General features: G+C 68.7%; 10 protein-coding genes and 2 pseudogenes. 3 read left to right on the top strand and 9 right to left on the bottom strand.

What is annotated here, in order from left to right:
* The first annotated feature begins 118 nt into the window (after nucleotides 1-118).
* From ACWDZ6_RS17795 to ACWDZ6_RS17785, 3 genes and pseudogenes are all read left to right on the top strand, one after another.
* Nucleotides 119-1,156, top strand: a complete 1,038-nt coding sequence (locus ACWDZ6_RS17795; protein WP_451503607.1) for a DMT family transporter — start codon at nucleotides 119-121, stop codon at nucleotides 1,154-1,156.
* A 78-nt stretch (nucleotides 1,157-1,234) separates the two neighbouring features.
* Nucleotides 1,235-1,405, top strand: a pseudogene (locus tag ACWDZ6_RS17790) (cyclase family protein); the annotation flags it as partial.
* Nucleotides 1,406-1,465: 60 nt separating this feature from the next.
* Nucleotides 1,466-2,006, top strand: a pseudogene (locus ACWDZ6_RS17785) (NAD(P)/FAD-dependent oxidoreductase); the annotation flags it as partial.
* A 1,206-nt stretch (nucleotides 2,007-3,212) separates the two neighbouring features.
* Here ACWDZ6_RS17785 and ACWDZ6_RS17780 read toward each other — a convergent pair.
* The 9 genes from ACWDZ6_RS17780 to ACWDZ6_RS17740 all read right to left on the bottom strand — a co-directional run bounded on the left by ACWDZ6_RS17780 (nucleotide 3,213) and on the right by ACWDZ6_RS17740 (nucleotide 15,168).
* Complete coding sequence (locus ACWDZ6_RS17780; RefSeq protein WP_451503606.1) at nucleotides 3,213-4,622, bottom strand: DUF6177 family protein; 1,410 nt, start codon at nucleotides 4,620-4,622, stop codon at nucleotides 3,213-3,215.
* Nucleotides 4,619-8,611 carry a type VII secretion protein EccCa gene (gene eccCa / locus ACWDZ6_RS17775; protein ID WP_451503605.1) on the bottom strand — a complete coding sequence of 1,331 codons (3,993 nt, stop codon included), beginning with the start codon at nucleotides 8,609-8,611 and terminating at the stop codon, nucleotides 4,619-4,621. The genes ACWDZ6_RS17780 and eccCa overlap by 4 nt, the downstream gene beginning before the upstream one ends.
* Complete coding sequence (locus ACWDZ6_RS17770; protein ID WP_451503604.1) at nucleotides 8,608-9,714, bottom strand: MinD/ParA family ATP-binding protein; 1,107 nt, start codon at nucleotides 9,712-9,714, stop codon at nucleotides 8,608-8,610. Before ACWDZ6_RS17770 ends, eccCa begins: the two co-directional genes overlap by 4 nt.
* A gap of 10 nt (nucleotides 9,715-9,724) precedes the next feature.
* The gene (eccD, locus tag ACWDZ6_RS17765) at nucleotides 9,725-11,095 is read right to left on the bottom strand and encodes a type VII secretion integral membrane protein EccD (RefSeq protein WP_451503603.1); all 1,371 of its coding nucleotides are present in this window, start codon (nucleotides 11,093-11,095) and stop codon (nucleotides 9,725-9,727) included.
* Nucleotides 11,096-11,108: 13 nt separating this feature from the next.
* Entirely contained in the window at nucleotides 11,109-11,360 is a 252-nt protein-coding gene (locus ACWDZ6_RS17760) for a hypothetical protein (RefSeq protein WP_451503602.1), read from the bottom strand.
* A 61-nt stretch (nucleotides 11,361-11,421) separates the two neighbouring features.
* Nucleotides 11,422-12,066 carry a hypothetical protein gene (locus ACWDZ6_RS17755; RefSeq protein WP_451503601.1) on the bottom strand — a complete coding sequence of 215 codons (645 nt, stop codon included), beginning with the start codon at nucleotides 12,064-12,066 and terminating at the stop codon, nucleotides 11,422-11,424.
* Between the two features lie 9 nt (nucleotides 12,067-12,075).
* Nucleotides 12,076-14,430: a hypothetical protein gene (locus ACWDZ6_RS17750; protein WP_451503600.1), complete on the bottom strand. Its 2,355-nt coding sequence runs from the start codon at nucleotides 14,428-14,430 to the stop codon at nucleotides 12,076-12,078.
* Nucleotides 14,427-14,822 (bottom strand): DUF6507 family protein, encoded by a 396-nt coding sequence (locus ACWDZ6_RS17745; protein WP_451503599.1) that lies wholly within the window; start codon nucleotides 14,820-14,822, stop codon nucleotides 14,427-14,429. The genes ACWDZ6_RS17750 and ACWDZ6_RS17745 overlap by 4 nt, the downstream gene beginning before the upstream one ends.
* A gap of 37 nt (nucleotides 14,823-14,859) precedes the next feature.
* Nucleotides 14,860-15,168, bottom strand: coding sequence for a pore-forming ESAT-6 family protein (locus ACWDZ6_RS17740; RefSeq protein WP_351458171.1), 309 nt, complete (start codon nucleotides 15,166-15,168; stop codon nucleotides 14,860-14,862).
* Nucleotides 15,169-15,178 lie beyond the last annotated feature (10 nt).

Raw genomic sequence — 15,178 nt, 5'->3', positions numbered from 1 at the left:
TAGCTCAGCTTAACAGTATGAGTAGAACCATTTGCTTGTCCTCAAAGCGCAGCTGAGGCACCTTCAGGACAGGGACGAGAAAACCACTGACCGAGAAAACGAGTATGGGGGAGACGCCATGAGCGACAACAGCGGAACGCGCGGTCTGTGGGGTGGATTGCGGGTGGCCGTGCTCGCCCTGCTGTGGGGCTCGACCTTCCTCTGGACCGAGCTGGCGCTGCGCGGGCTCTCCCCGCTCCAGGTCACGCTCGCGCGCTGTGTCCTCGGTGCGCTCGTCCTCGTCGTCGCCTGCTACACGACGGGCCACCGGCTGCCGAGGGGCGTCGCCGCCTGGCGGCACATCGTCGTCGCTGCCTTCTTCTGCAACGCCCTGCCGTTCGCCCTGTTCAGCATCGGTCAGCAGACCGTCGACTCCGGGCTCGCGGGCGTCCTGAACGCCACGACCCCGCTCTGGTCGATCGCCCTCGGTCTCGCCCTCGGCTCGGAGGGCGGGCTGCGGCCCGTACGGTTGGCGGGTCTTCTGCTCGGCTTCACCGGCACGATCGTCATCTTCGCCCCCTGGCAGACGACCGGGGCCACCGGCTGGGGCGCCCTCGCGATCCTGGGCGCCGCCGCCAGCTACGCCGTCGCGTTCACTTACATGGGCCGCACCCTGGTCCGCAGGGGCACGCCCACGATCTCGCTCTCCGCCGCCCAGCTCGTCGCCGCGAGCGGACTGACCGCCCTCGCGGTGCCGATCGGCGGCCTGGAGTCGATCGCCCCCGGCCCGACGGTCCTGGTCGCGGCCGTCGTCCTCAGCGTCTTCTGCACCGCGATCACCTTCCACCTCACCTACCGGATCATCAACGACGAGGGCGCGACCAACGCCGCCGTGGTCGGCTATCTGCTGCCGGTGGTGTCCGTGCTGCTGGGGGCGGTCGTCCTGGGCGAGGACCTGAACGTCCGGGTGATGCTGGGGATGGCCGTGGTGCTGGTGGGTGTGGGGATGACCCGGAGGCAGGGGGCGGCTGCGGAAGCTGCGGCTGCTGCCGAAGAACCGGTCGTCGAGGAGTCGGCCACCGGGCTCGCCCCGGACCTCCGCTCGGTCGACGCCGAGCCCACCCCGGAAGACCGCCCGGCCGAGGCCGCGCGCCCCCTTCTGGAGAAGACCCGGTGACCTTGGGCGCGCCCGAGCCCCGGCTGTGGTCGGCGCACCGCGCGCTGACCGAGAAGGCGGCCTTCACCAACCTCACCCATGCCTTCCGGCCGGGGCAGCCGCTCTTCCCCGGCTTCGGCGACGAGCGGCGCGGTTCGCCCTTCGACCTCGACCGGGGCGAGGGTTTCAGCCGTGCACCGCTACACGCTGGTCGGCCAGTGGGGCACCCATGTCGACCCGCCCGCGCACTTCGTCGCCGGGGCCCGCACGCTGGACCGGATCCCGGTCGAGGAGATGGTCCTGCCGCTGGTGGTGCTCGACATCGCCGCACTGGGCCTGTCCGGTGAGGAGGAACTCTCCGGGCGCGGCGTGTCCTGGGCGACCTGCGACGGGTTCTTCTTCAAGCCGTCGTCGGCGTCGGCGACACCTCCATGGAGGAGACCACCTTCCTCTCCCGCTTCGCCAAGTCCGTCACCGTCGTCCACCGTCGCGACACCCTGCGCGCCTCCAAGGCCATGCAGGACCGCGCCTTCGCCGATCCGAAGATCCCGTTCGCCTGGGACAGCGAAGTTGCCGCCATCCACGGCGACGGCGGCAAGCTCGCCGGCCTCACCGCAACGCCAAGACCGGCACACCACCGAGCCCCAGGTGACCGATTCGTCGCCATAGGGCACGACCCCCCCGCACCGAACTGCTCCAGGGCGTCCTTGACCGCGATGACGAGGGCTACCTCACGGTCGCCTCGCCTTCGACGCGCACAAACGTCCCCGGCGTCTCCGCCGCCGGGGACGTCGTCGACCACACCTACCGCCAGGCCATCACCGCAGCTGGCACCGCCTGTCAAGCAGCCCTCGACGCTGAGCGGTACCTCACGGGCTCGATGACCAGTCCCCTGTGGCAACGGTCATGGCAACAGCCGTGTAGCGGATCGGAACCATCGCATCGCCACGTCCGACCATGCGTCCGCCAGTCCGGGAGCGAAGCCTGCGCCCCGGACTCGCGGGCATCCGCGTTTCAGCCGCGGACCGCGCTCGTGTTGGGCTGTCGGCCCCCGCCCTCGAGTGGCCGACTGCCCGGCCTAGCTCTACGGGGGAACGGTGCGGCCGCGTCCTGTGAGCCGTCTTGGTACGAGCTGGAGTGCTCTCCCGGGGCCATTTTCAGTACGGGCCGTTTACCCGCACTCCGCACGGAGCCCTGCGATCCAGAGGTTGTTCAGCGCCCCGTCGCCTGCCGCCACCCGCGCCCACTCTGCCACCCCCACTTGAGCAGCATCGACGAGATGGCCCCAAGGCGGCCACTTCCGATTCCCTACGTCCTGCCAGCGTCCCGAATTCAGCATCCGGCCACTCACACACGCCACGTGCGGGCGGCATTGCCGGTGGCGGCACGGCACATCCGTGCAGGTCAGATCAGTTCGAACAACCGCTGGCGGCAACGCCCTTGACGTCCTGGGCAGCGGATTCAGTCCGTTGAGCCGAAGTCCTGAATCCGCACTAGCGGCGTTACGTTTCTGCAGGTCAGAAACCTGCACAGTGGGGCTGGTGGGACTCGAACCCACGGCCGACGGATTATGAGTCCTCTGGTGATCGTGACGGTCCTTGTTCGTCTTGCTCAGTCTGTGGAATTCTTGCAGGTCAAGGAGGGTGTGCGCTGGCATCCCTTGTCGGTGCTACTCGATCCGCGCAGATACTTACGTCCCCTCACCGTCCCCTGGAGGCCCCCAGGGGGCGTATGCCCAGGCACAGTTGACCAGTCACTCCACTTCGGGACGTGGACTACAAATCTCTGCGCAGCGGAGAGCCTTACAGACGCAAACGAAGCGGAAGGTGACTGAGCGTCCGAGTTCATCCTGATTCGACGAGGCCCTGCAGAGCCGACGCCGTGGTCGCCCCGGACCCGGCCGTGCACGGCATCGAGGGCTTGCGGATGGTGGACGCATCCGCCATACCGCGCAACCTGTCACGACCGCGGATGAGGTCGGCCCCCTTCGCCACGATCACGATCGCCGCGGCGTTCGTATTGATGGAAACGATCGTGCGGAAGGAGACGCCGGTTCTGCACAGGTACGTGGTTCCCGCTATCGCGCGCGGAGGTGTCGTGTGAGCAGCTGGAGCGAGTCCCATGCCTGAACGTCGGTGCCGTCGCTGAGGGGGAAGTGCAGCCCGGGGCGGGTGGCCGGGCCGAGCTGAACAGGGTGCAGGTTCAGCGGTGGGCGGCGGGCGTGCGTGAGGCCGATGTCGCTGACGCTGTCCGGCCCGAGGGTGAAGGCGACGGGGATGGGTGGTGCCTCCAGTTGGGGAGGAAGCGTCAGATCGCGGCGTGCGGTGCGCAGGGACGCGATCATGGAAGTCAGGTCGTGCCGGGTGGCGAGCGTCTCGGCGAGGGGCTCGATTGCGTGCAGTGGCGGGTTCTCGTCGGAGCTGTAGCCGGTGACGAAGGTGATCTCCTCCTCGACGCCCTCCTTGGTCCGGGTGATTCGCAGGGTGGCAATGGCCGGACGGTCCGGGGAACCGACCGCGAGGAGCCAGGTGGGTCTGGGGGCACGGTGACGTGCGAGGTCCGTCAACTGGCGGGTGGACCAGGGGAGGTTGACCGGTTCGGCGGTGCTCCAGCCGGCCGGAGGAGACCCGGTGAGCGCCTGCCACGCGGCTTCGAGTGCGTGGCCGAGAACGAGCTGCTCGTTGGGGGCGTGGCGGGTACTGAAGGAGAGAATCAGCTGCCGGTCACCGGTCTCGGCGCCCTGCGTGAACGAGGAGGCGACAGCTGTGGCGCCGGTATCGGTGCGGACAGGGGTGAACGTGCCGTCGATCCAGCGCAGTACGGCGCCGGAGAGGCCGTCGTAGTAGCCGCACTCCTCGTCCTGGACGACCCAGCGGTTCGGCGCGCCGGTCAGTGCGGTGCGGGTGGCCAGGGTGAGGCGGGCGTGGGGCGGGGTGACGATGTGCAGCGCCTTTTCGGCTTCGGTGCACACGCTCAGAATGTCGGAGAGCCACGCGGTCATCGCCACGCGCGGTCGCTCGGAAATGACGACGGCCGTGGAGTGGGTGAGTACGTCCACGGCGGGCACTGCGTCGTCGGCCGCCGGCAGCGCGGTGATGTCCGAGGAGAGCGGGACGACGGCGGTGTGTGCGGCCTCCGGGGGCCAGGTGGCGCCGCCGAGCACGGTCGTGAGCCGGCCGGCGAACGATCCGGCCAGGCTTTCGGCCTTGGGGATGGCGGTGGAGGCACGGGCTTCGGTCCACCACAGGGGTGTCGCGGGTATACCCACAGGCTGAGCACCCAGGAGTCGCTCCACCTCCCCGGGAGTGTGGACCAGTATCGGCGCCTCGATGGAGACCAGAGAGCGGCCGCCCGGTGCGCAGAGCTGGATCACAGCCCCGTCCGCGGTGGTGGCCACGCCCAGGTCCGGCCCTCCGGCATGGAGTCCGGCCAGGACGGTCCACACATCGGGCATCGTCGGGGTGAGCGCGATGACGTCGTTCGTCACAGGGCGTGTCCTGGATCTTCCGGTTCGAGTGCGGTCTGGATCAGTTGGTTCGGGCGGCCGCGGCGAACCAGCGTGCCGCGGCCGGGCGGCTGCACGGACGCGTACAGACCGGGGAAGAGCTGTCCCTCGGAGCGGTCGCCGCTCATAATGACGGCGGCGGTGCCGGCCTCGCGCAGCGCGGTGAGGAGCGGTTCGTAGAGCGCGCGGGAAGAGCCGGCGGCACGTCGGGCGAGGACAAAGTGCAGCCCGATGTCCTGCGCGGAGGAGATATACGGCAGGAACGGCGCCAGCGGCTGTTGCCCGGCGGTGGTGAGGACGTCGTAGTCGTCGACGAGGATGACAATCCGAGGACCGGTGAAGCCTGGGCCGTCATCGAGGGAGTCGTGGTCTGTGGTGTCGTCCGGCAGTCGCTTGTCGAGTTCGCTCGCGATGCCGGTCGCGAGGGCGGACGCCAGCTTCGGGTTGTGCGCGTATCCGCCTCGGTATGGCTCTGGGACGACTCCGCGCAGGCCGCGGCGCGGGTCCATGACCGCGAAGACCAGCTCGTCCTGCGAGTAGCGGTCGATGAGCTGCCGCGAGATGAGCTTGAGGAGGTTGGTTCGGCCGCACTCGGTGTCGCCGAGGATCAGCAGATGCTGGTCGTGCTCGAACAGGTCCAAGAGGACGGGTTCCAGGGCGTCCTGGCCGAGCCCGATGGGGATCCGCTTCGGCTCGGCGGCCATGGAGGGCAGCCTGGCGGTGGCCAGTCGCGAGGGCAGCACCCGTACGGGAGCGGCGAGTTCGCCGTGCCAGGTCACGCGAATCGTACGGGCGGCCTCCTCCAGGGCCGGGCCGATTCCGGTGGCCGTAGCGTCAGCGTCGATCCGGGGCAGGGCGGCCTGCGCGAAGAGTCTGGCGTCGGTGAGCACACGCCCGGGCTCGTCGGGAGCGAGCGTTTCGGAGAGCTTGCGGTCGATGCCCGAGTCCGCGGGGTCGTTGAGCCGCAGTTCGGTGCGCGTGCCGAACAGTGACTGGGTGGCGATACGGACGTCGTTCCAGCGGAGCATGCCGGCGACAACGTGGATGCCGTAGCCGCTGCCACGCCGCAGCAGTTCTGTGACAGCGTCGTCCAGGTCCTCGAAGCCGTCGCGCAGAGCGCCGAAGCCGTCGACGATGAGGACGATGTCGGTGGACTGGAGTCGGGGTACCTGCCCCGAGGCGCGCAGAGCGCGGAGCTGGTCGATGGAGTCGATGCCCAGCTCGCGGAAGAGTTCCTCGCGTGCGCCGAGCATGGCGCGTACCTCGGCGACCGTGCGTGCTGCCCGTTCGCGGTCCATGCGTCCGGCGACGCCACCGACATGTGGCAGCCCGGCCAGGGCGGCGAGGCCACCGCCGACCAGATCGAGGCCGTAGATCGCGACCTCCTGCGGCGTATGGGTCATGGCCAGCGACAGGGCGAGCGTGCGCAGCAGAGTCGTCTTCCCGGACTGCGGACCACCGATGACGGCGACATGGCCGCCGGCCACGGTGAGGTCGAGGTTCCAGGGGCCTTGCCACTGCCTGGCCGGGTCGTCCAGCAACCCGAGCGGCACGCGCATTGTTCCTGGGCGCCGGGCGAGGTGGAGGCCGCGCTCGGAGACGCCGACTGGACCGGCGGCGGTTTCGAGGGTGAGCGCGGAGGGGAGCGGGGGCAGCCAGATCCGCCGTACGGGAGTGGCCGCTGCCCGCAGTTGGTCGCCCATCACCGACATCACGGTCGGCCCGGTCTCCCGTTCCCGCATCGCCGGTTCGTCCATGGCCGTGGCCTCTGGGTCCTGCAACGTATTGAAGGCAGGGTATGGCCAGGCAAGAGGCTCGTCGGCCTTCTGCTCGCGCAGGGCCGGGCCGCGGTACGCCCCGGAGACGTACCCCGCCTTGAAGCGTTCATAGGTCGAGGTATCGACCTTCAGGTATCCGAAGCCGGGCAGCGGCGGCAGATGGAAGGCGTCGGTGGTGTCCAGGACGGTGCGCGACTCGTCGGCCGAGAACGTCCGCAGGCCGAGCCGGTACGAGAGGTAGGTGTCCAGGCCCTTGAGCTTGCCGCCCTCGATGCGCTGGCTGGAGAGCAGCAGGTGCACGCCGATCGAGCGGCCGATCCGGCCGATGGAGAGGAAGAGGTCGATGAAGTCCGGCTTTGCGGTAAGCAGTTCACCGAACTCGTCGATGACGACGAAGAGATGCGGCAGCGGCTCCAGGTCCGGCTTCTTGGCGCGCAGCGCCGCGTAGTGTCCGATGTCGGCTAGGTTGCCCGCATCCTTGAGTACCTGCTGGCGGCGCTTGATCTCACCGGCGAGGCTGGTGTGGACGCGCTCGACGAGTCCGGCCTGATTCTCCAGGTTGGTGATGACACCGGCGACGTGCGGCAGGTCCGCGAAGGGCGCGAAGGTCGCGCCGCCCTTGTAGTCGACCAGAACCAGGGCCAGGTCTTCTGGCGGATGCGTGGCGACCAGGGCGAGGACGAGCGTACGCAGCAGCTCACTCTTGCCGGAGCCGGTGGCGCCCACGCACAGGCCGTGCGGCCCCATGCCGAGCTCCGAGGACTCCTTGAGATCCAGCAGCACTGGCTCGTGGCGGTCGTTCAGGCCGATCGGCACGCGCAGAAAAGCCCGCTCGCTCCGGGGCCTCCACAGCGCGTCCAGATCCAGGGTTGCCGGATCGTCCACTCCGAGCAACTGGGCGAAGTCCACGGGGCCGGAGACAGGTGTGCCCTCGGAGACGGATTCGGCCGACAGCCGCAGAGGTGCCATCATCCGGGCCAGCCCCTCCGCGCCGGGCGCCGTCAGTACGTCGAGGGCGCCGTGCGCCGGACGGGCCTCGGGGGTGCGCAGGTCCTCGATCGTCACCTGGTCGCCGTCCACCAGGATCCGTACCGCCACCTGGTCGGGCTCCTGAACCTGCTTCTCCAGCAGATGCAGCACCGTGACACCCATGTCGGAAAGGGTGACCGTGTCGTCGGGCCGGGGGAGTTCGGCCGCATCCTGGCCGTACTCGTCGCTGATCACCACGAGCCGGCCGGTCATGCGCAACGCATCGCGGCTGGACAGACCCCGCCGTACTTCCGCCGCGTAGGAGGCACGTCCGCGCAGATCCGGCCCGATCAGTTTCGTGAGCTGGGCGAGGCTGGGCGCGGTCCGCCTGGCGGCGACCGGGCCGTCGCCGCTGTCGACGGCCAGCACATGCGGCAGCCACTTTGCCCATGCCCAGTCGTCCTCGCGCTCCCCCGGAAATCCGAGGGCCAGGGCGACGTCATCCGGCGAGTGCGCCACTGCCGTCTGGACCAGCAGAGTGCGGGTGACGCGCACGACGGCTTCGCGATCGCCGATGATGCTCACATTGCCGACGCGGTCCAGCGGGACGGTCAGCGGGAAGTCGGCGGCGACCGTAAAGCGTGAGATCAGGGCGTTCGCCTCGTTGAGCATGAAGGGATCCGGCGGTGTCAGCACACTGCTGCCGCTCTGCTGTCCGATCGTCAGCTCCTGTTGAGGGACCGCGCCCGTGCCGACCCTCATCTGCAGGAAGTCCGCGTCCGGGCGACGCCGTTCCCACAGCCGTGACGGGTCGCGCACGATGTCGTAGAGCGCCTCGGGCGGCGGGCTGAGCAGCCGTGCCGTCTCTCTGCGTTCCCGCTCCAGGCGGCCGAACTCCTCGCGCATCTCCTCCAGATACTCCAGATACCGCTCACGCTGGGACCGCCGGGTGCGCTGAGCCTTGCCGCGCTGAGACACGAAGAGAGCGACGGCTCCCAGCAAGGCGAAGACGAGCACCACCGCACCGATGGCGGCGAACTGGCTGTTGCGGATCACCGTCATCATCACGACCGAGCCCATGACGCCGGCCATGGGCAGCATGGCTGTCGCCGCATTGCCGATCTTGCCCTCGGGCAGATTCGGCGGCGCCTCGACCGTGAGGGGCGCGGGCTGCGGGAGCGGATGCGTGGAGCGGGCCGGCCGGTGGATCAGACAGTGGGTCATCGCAGCGCCGCCGCACGCCGCAAGACCTCGGCGGCCAGCAGGGTGGCGCTCTGCCGGGTGGCCTGTCCCAGCAGATCGGTGCGGACCGGACCGCCCGCCGCCAGATGCCGGTCGTACGGAATCCCGATCACGGGCACGCCGGTCTCCTGCAGATGCCGGGAAGCCGCCTTCAGATCGGTCGTCATGTCCGGCGAGACCGAGGTGAGTGCGACCACCGTGCCGGGCAGCGCGGTGCGCGGCAGGCCCGCCATCCAGTCCAGCACCGTCCGCGCACCCACGACCCCTTCCACGGTGGCGGGGGCCACCAGAACCCGGCCGTGGGCGGTGTCCACCGCGGTACGTGCGATGTCGCCCGGAAGCGATTCGCAGTCGACCACTGTCACTCCGAAGTAGCGGCGCAACGCCATGGTCACCAATCGATAGGTACGGATGTCGAGTTGAGCGCCCACACGTCCCTGCCCCGCGGGCAGCAGCCACCCGCCGTCCTCCAGCGGCACCAGATAGCCCGTGATGTCGGTCAGCTGCATCGAGGGCTTCAGGATCCGCGCCAGATCGGCACACGACCAGCGGACCGACTCCACGCCCAGCCGCACCGGCAGCGTGCCCAGGGCCGTATCGGCCTCCAGGGTCAGCACCGGGTCGTGCCGGTAGTGATTGAAGATCCGGCTCAGCAACGCGGACACGGTGCTCTTGCCCGCGCCGCCGCGGATGCTGGTCACCGCGATGTGCCGCCCGGTGGTGACAGGTTGCTGCAACTGCTCCGCGACACGGGTCGCCTCGGCGACGTCCCGTGCGGCGGAGGAGGTCAAGCGGCGCAGGGAGTGCCCGGTGCGCCGGGCCACGGAGTCACCGTGCTGGGGGCGGCCCTTGACGAGGGCGAGCCGCGGATCCATGACGGGGACGGACTCGGGCGTGGGGAGAGGCGAACGGGGGGCGGCGGTGGGGCCGGTCGCTGTGGGTCCGGTCGGCAACGTCGCATGGGGAGTCGCAGGCGCGGCGGTGGCGGGAGGCTGCGGATCGTCCGGTGCTGCGGCCTGGTCCTGCACCGCACCCGGCTGCCGCAATTCCCGCAGTACGTCCCGCTGCCAGTCGCCCGCCGCCATCGCGTACCCCCTACCGGAACGTGTCGAGCAGACGCCCGTACACGCCGAACACGCCGATCGCCAGCGGGAACAGGAGAACGACTCCGACGGACTCCGCCACGTCCCCGATCCGCCGCAGACGCACCCGTACATGCTCAGCAGGCTCCACCGCCAGCACAACGAGTCCGGCGGCTGCCAGCCCTGCCACCAGGGCGAGCGCCCCGTAACCGGCAGAGTGCCCCAGCCACAGCATCGTCAGGCGGACCGCGAGAACCAGCCCGACGGCCAGGAGCACCACGACCTCGGCCACGAGCGGAAACGCCCGGGCGCGCAACAGCAGCACCACGGTCACGACAGACGCCAGGACGACGGTCCACAGGTTCCGCTCGCTGACCACAAGCAAGCCGGCGGCTCCAGCAGAGACCGCAACAATCATCGTCGTCAGCACCAGCCCTCGATGGGCGGCCGCCAACGCCGTGGCGACCTGATGCCGACTCACCGAAGCCCCGGCAGAGCGCGTGTCGTCCAGCCGGGTCAGCCCGGCGCCCATCAGGGCCACGCGCGGCAGCACGCCCAGCACCACCACGGACGCCACTGCCAGCACCGTGCCGAGCCTGGCCTGTTGAGCCGCCGTTTCCGCGCCGCTCTGCAAGGCGGATACGACCTCCCAGCTGAGGCCAATCGCCGCGACCGCGCCCGCGCCGAGCATTCCCCCGCGCCCCAGCGGCGAGAACCAGCCAAGGAGGAGCAACGTCAGCGCGACAGCCCCGGCCATACCGGCCAGCCGCTCCGGACCGGACCATTCATGTGCGTCGGCCAGCAGCCAGGCGCCCAGCACGGCCAGGGCACCACCGCTCGCGACCAGGGTGGTGGCGAGCCCACGATTGCCCAGCCGACCGGCCAGAGCGCCGCAGCCTGCCAACACCACTGCGATGAAGGGGAGGACAGCACCCACACTCGCCGCGGCAAACTCGCCCCGTGCCAGCAGCGCCGCCGTTACGGCCAGACACACCGTGACGACTCCCGCCGTCACCCTCCGCGCCGCGGGCCGCCACCGCCATGCCCGTACGCCGAGATCCTCGGCCACTTCATCGGTGACGTCGTGCACCACCGCGGCCGACGGCACATCCTCCACTCGCACCAGCCGCAGCACCGCACCATCAGGAACGGCTGCCGTCGCCAGTGTGCTCTCCTGAGGGATCACCGAACCGTCGGTGGTGACCAGCTGCCGCAGCATCGGCTGGGCCGCGACCCGGTCGCCCAGAAGCCGCATAACCTCTGGCAGTAGCCGCCCTATTGGTTCATCGGAAGGCAGCACGAGATCTATGCGCCGCCGGTCACCCACCAAAGTGACCCGGCTCAACTCCGCACGCTGCACTGCCGCCGCCCCCAAAATCACCATCCGATCGAACTCATCACCGAGCAGAACTGCTCACCGGGCCCGGCACCACGCCCTGCCCCTGCCCGACAAGCCGGTTCGAGATGAACGACCACCCCACGCACCCGGCACACAACACCGCCGCGATCACAATCCCGGCGAATGCTTTGCCCAAACGCTCGTTGGCCGAGCGCCGCCCCCGCTGGGCACCGAACAGCAGGGCATCGCTCATCCGCCGACGTCGAACCGACACCGACTCCAGCAACTGACTGTCGTAATCCTGGGACATCGGTCCGCCTTACCGCTCCACGGCCGTGGGGGCGTTGCTGTCTCTTGTTACCGGCTACGTGTCAGAGCAGGTCTGAGAGGTCGGGTCCGCGACCGTCCAATACATCGGGTACCTGAATTGCATGGCCCTCGGCACACCCGAAGTACGTGGCTTCCCCGGGCTCCGCAGCCACTCCCAGCAATGAATCGAGAGATTGGAGGGCTGCGGCGAGACGCGGTGCATTGCGCTTACGGACGTCCGGGTGCGGGTGACCACGGAAGTCGAACTCGCCCCAGATGTCATGGAAGACGGACACCTCTGCTGACAGGCCGATGGAATCGGGTGAAACCGTCAGCTCGACCAGGCGTTGCTCCCGATGATGCTTCCCTTCCGCATCGACCCATGTGCCGGACCCCGACACCAGGATGTCGGAGACCTGGGCATCCGGGAATCCCACAGGTCGACATTGAAGGACACGCTGGGCCAGGTGCGCGTCGTCGATCGGCCCTCCTGCGAGGGAAAGACGCGTGTGCAGACCAAGTCCGCCGACACCGAAGACGAACCAGTCCCATTCGAGGCTGCCTGGCTCCAGGAGGCCGTGCTCACGCAGAACGGCAGACATTCGCGCTGCCGTCATCAGCGCGGATTCCAGGCCAGGAGTGGCAAATTCGTCGAGTTCCCAGACCCACGAGGCACATTCTTGCGGGGCTCGCATCAAAGTGGACATGGAAATTCCTTACGGGTTTACCGGGCCACGGGGCGGAACACTGATGGAGCCGTCCTGGAAACGCAGCTCGAACGTGGCATTCGACTTCTGTGCAGCATGCTCGACATTCCTGAGGACCTCGTCCGTCAGAGCGGCTTTCACGTCGTGGATGTCCAGAATGGCGATCTTTTCTCCCACGCCGGGTCCGGCCAGTTGCTTGGCGGCGATCTTCTTGACCGCGGATCTGATGCCTGAAGCCCCTTCCACCTCCTTGAGCTGCCATCCGTACTCGATCTTGCCACCCGACCTGACCAGGACGTCCAAGTCCAACTTAGCCCCCGCGTCCTTGTACTCGAACTCCAGGTCCTTGACTCCTCTCGACCGCAATTCCTCCGCGTGCTCCATGGCTTGGTGCACAGCGGGAATCATATTCCCCTGCTTGCACTGGCTGAGAAGGTCGTTGTAGCCCGGCATAGCGGCAAGATCACCTCGCGCGATATGATCCGCAACCCCTGCTCCGTAGTCCGATTTTCGAAGCTGTGTCAGCAGACGCTGCTGATCCTGCGGCTGCATCTTCGCGTGGTCGAGAGCTGCCACGACCGCCGATTCCTTGTCCGGCCTCATGACTCCCGTAGGCGGGGACGCGACACGATCTCCCTCGGTATACCGCCCAGATTCGGCACCGGGGATACCACCCAGCGGCGTGCGCCCGTCACCGCCGCCCGGCCCATCACCCGCGTCGGCGTGGTCGCCCGGCGTATCACGCTGGGGTGGTGTCGGCGCGTCCTGATCACCGTGGCTGGATGCACCCGCATCCTGTCCAGGCGACCCGCCCATGTCGTCGTGACTGCCCTGGTGCGGGAGGTCGTGGCCAGAGCCTGTAGGGGCGGTGACGCCTCCCCTACCAGGTGGTGTGGAATTGGCCGCATGAGCGGCGCCCGGTCCGACCGGTACATCGCGACCTCCCGGCCCGCCGCGCGAGGGGCTGCTTGCCCCTGGTGCGTCATGACTGGACCGAGGCGGGAGGGGTTCCCCGGGGGGGTCCCCCACCTGGGCCGTGGCGCCGGGCTGCCGCACTCCTGCTCCGACTTCCGCCGGAGTCCGCAAAGGATTACGAGAAGCGTCGTCCAGGGCGGCGCGGTCTGCAGCCGACAGTTCACCCGGGGCCTTCCCGGCCACGCTTCCGTCTGGCTTCGTGACGACGAGTTCCCCGTCCACCGTCCGCAGGATGGACCCATCCGGGAGCCGGACCGACCCGTCCCCGAGGTCAGGGAGGTCCGGTACGGCCTTCCGGAGGCCTGCCGTAATCTCCGCGATCTTCGGTGCGGCAGCGCCCGCCGCCTTGACCGTCGCCGAGACGGGGTCGAGCAGCTCACCGATCTTGGCCGCCGTGCCCGCGGCCTTGGCACCGAGGCCGGCCTCGGCTGCCGTTCCCGCCTTGAGCGGACCGACTCCGAGAGTGAGGACGTTGAAGACGACCGTGGCCGAGGCGCGGGCCGGATTCTCGCTCCACATGTCCCAGGCAACCAGGCCCTTGGCGAACTCCTTGGCGTCCTTCCTGCTCTGCTGACCGAGCGGCGTGTCCCCCAAGCCCCCTGGGCGGTCGTTGAGGGGGTCTTGCAGGTAGTCGCCCGCTCCGATGAATACGCGGCCCAGGGCGGCCCATGTGTCGGAAGCGTCCGCGCCGATGCCGACCAGCGCGCCCAGGCCCTGGATCGTCCCCCAGATGTTGTCGACGATCAGACCGTCCCAGACGAAGCTCTTGATGTGCCGGTCGATATTGCCGGGCAGGAACGTGCGCTCCTCGACCGAGCCCCAGGGAAGCTCCGCATCCTTCAGCGCGTCGGACGAAAACCCGTACATGTCGGGCTTGTTGGAGCCGTCGTTGGCCCGGTACTTGATGCAGCTGAACAAGGCCATGATCTTGTTCGCGGCGGTGCGTTCGGCTTCCCAGAACGCGGTGGTCGTGGCCGTGACGCCGTTGACCAGCTCCTCGTTCTTGTCGATCTTGTCCTGGTCACGTTGCCAGTTGTTGATCAGGACGTGGCCGCGCTTGGCCTCGGCGACGAAGGCGATCGCCTCGCTCCGCAGAGTCTCGAGCCGGGCCACCAATGGCCGGATCTCGATCGCGTACTCACCGAGCGCGCGAGCCACACTCTCCACATCGGTGCCCAGGTTCTCCCCGGTCGTCTGCACTGCGGCGGTGGTGGCGAACAGCTTCTCGGCCTCAGGAGCCTCGTAGTACGAGGCCAGCGACTGGAACCGACTATGGATGTCCGAGCCCGTGGAAGTGAACCCGGATCCGTCGGCGTCCAGTGCCCCGACGGCCTTCTCCAGCACCTCCAGTTTTCCGGTGAACCTGGGTATGTCTTCCGGTTTGATCACTTCGCGCCCTTGCCGTCGACTCCGGGCATCTTGAGATCAGGAATGTCGGGCGCCTTGAGAGCCTCGCTCTGGGCCCGCTGTGCCATCTCGACATTGCCGGCCTCGTACGCCGCCGCTGCCAGGGAGGCGCCCTGCAGAGACTTGGCCGCACGCCGCTGCATGAACACCAGCTGCTCCCGGCGGGCCAGAGCGAACTGCATGAGTGCTGCCCCGACGAGTCCCGGGGTGCCGTCCCCGTCCGAACCCTCCTGGCTCAGTGTCCCTGCCCCCTTGGACGCGCTTTCCAGATCCGAGGCGAATGCCTTCACCTGCGCCGGCAGAGAGTCCACCGAGATCGAGGTCACCGCGAGCGTGCCCTTCACCCCGGCAGGCTGGATGTCCCAACCCGTCACGTCATCCCCCTAGTTGTGAGCAGCCGAGTTGGCCGGGTCAGCCGATGGCGTCCACCGCGGCCTTGGCCCTGGCCAAGGTGGCCTGCGCGGTGGCGTCGTTCTTCTCCAGCGTCGTGCGCACCAACTTGATGATGTCGCGCACCTCGTTGGCCGCCACGTTCCAGCGGAGCTCTTTGCCGTGGTACTCGTCCGAGACCCCGTCGGCGGTGAACTCCGTCATCGCGGCCTTCACGGCCCTGTCACGGTCTGCCAGCACCCGCTCCAACTGGCCTACGATCCCCTGCAGCCCGCCCTGCACTTCCACGGATGCGCCCGTGTCGTAACTGCGCCGGTCGTCACTTGCCATGAGAGATCCC

This window comes from Streptomyces sp. NPDC002926, assembly GCF_053591755.1.
This window is presented reverse-complemented; position numbering and strand designations above follow the sequence as displayed.

What these genes read in the sequence shown, in the direction of transcription:
- ACWDZ6_RS17795 (WP_451503607.1), top strand. Translation starts at nt 119, where the DNA reads ATGAGCGACAACAGCGGAACGCGCGGTCTGTGGGGTGGATTGCGGGTG.
- eccCa (WP_451503605.1), bottom strand. Translation starts at nt 8,611, where the DNA reads ATGACCCACTGTCTGATCCACCGGCCGGCCCGCTCCACGCATCCGCTC.
- ACWDZ6_RS17770 (WP_451503604.1), bottom strand. Translation starts at nt 9,714, where the DNA reads ATGGCGGCGGGCGACTGGCAGCGGGACGTACTGCGGGAATTGCGGCAG.
- eccD (WP_451503603.1), bottom strand. Translation starts at nt 11,095, where the DNA reads ATGGTGATTTTGGGGGCGGCGGCAGTGCAGCGTGCGGAGTTGAGCCGG.
- ACWDZ6_RS17760 (WP_451503602.1), bottom strand. Translation starts at nt 11,360, where the DNA reads ATGTCCCAGGATTACGACAGTCAGTTGCTGGAGTCGGTGTCGGTTCGA.
- ACWDZ6_RS17755 (WP_451503601.1), bottom strand. Translation starts at nt 12,066, where the DNA reads ATGTCCACTTTGATGCGAGCCCCGCAAGAATGTGCCTCGTGGGTCTGG.
- ACWDZ6_RS17740 (WP_351458171.1), bottom strand. Translation starts at nt 15,168, where the DNA reads ATGGCAAGTGACGACCGGCGCAGTTACGACACGGGCGCATCCGTGGAA.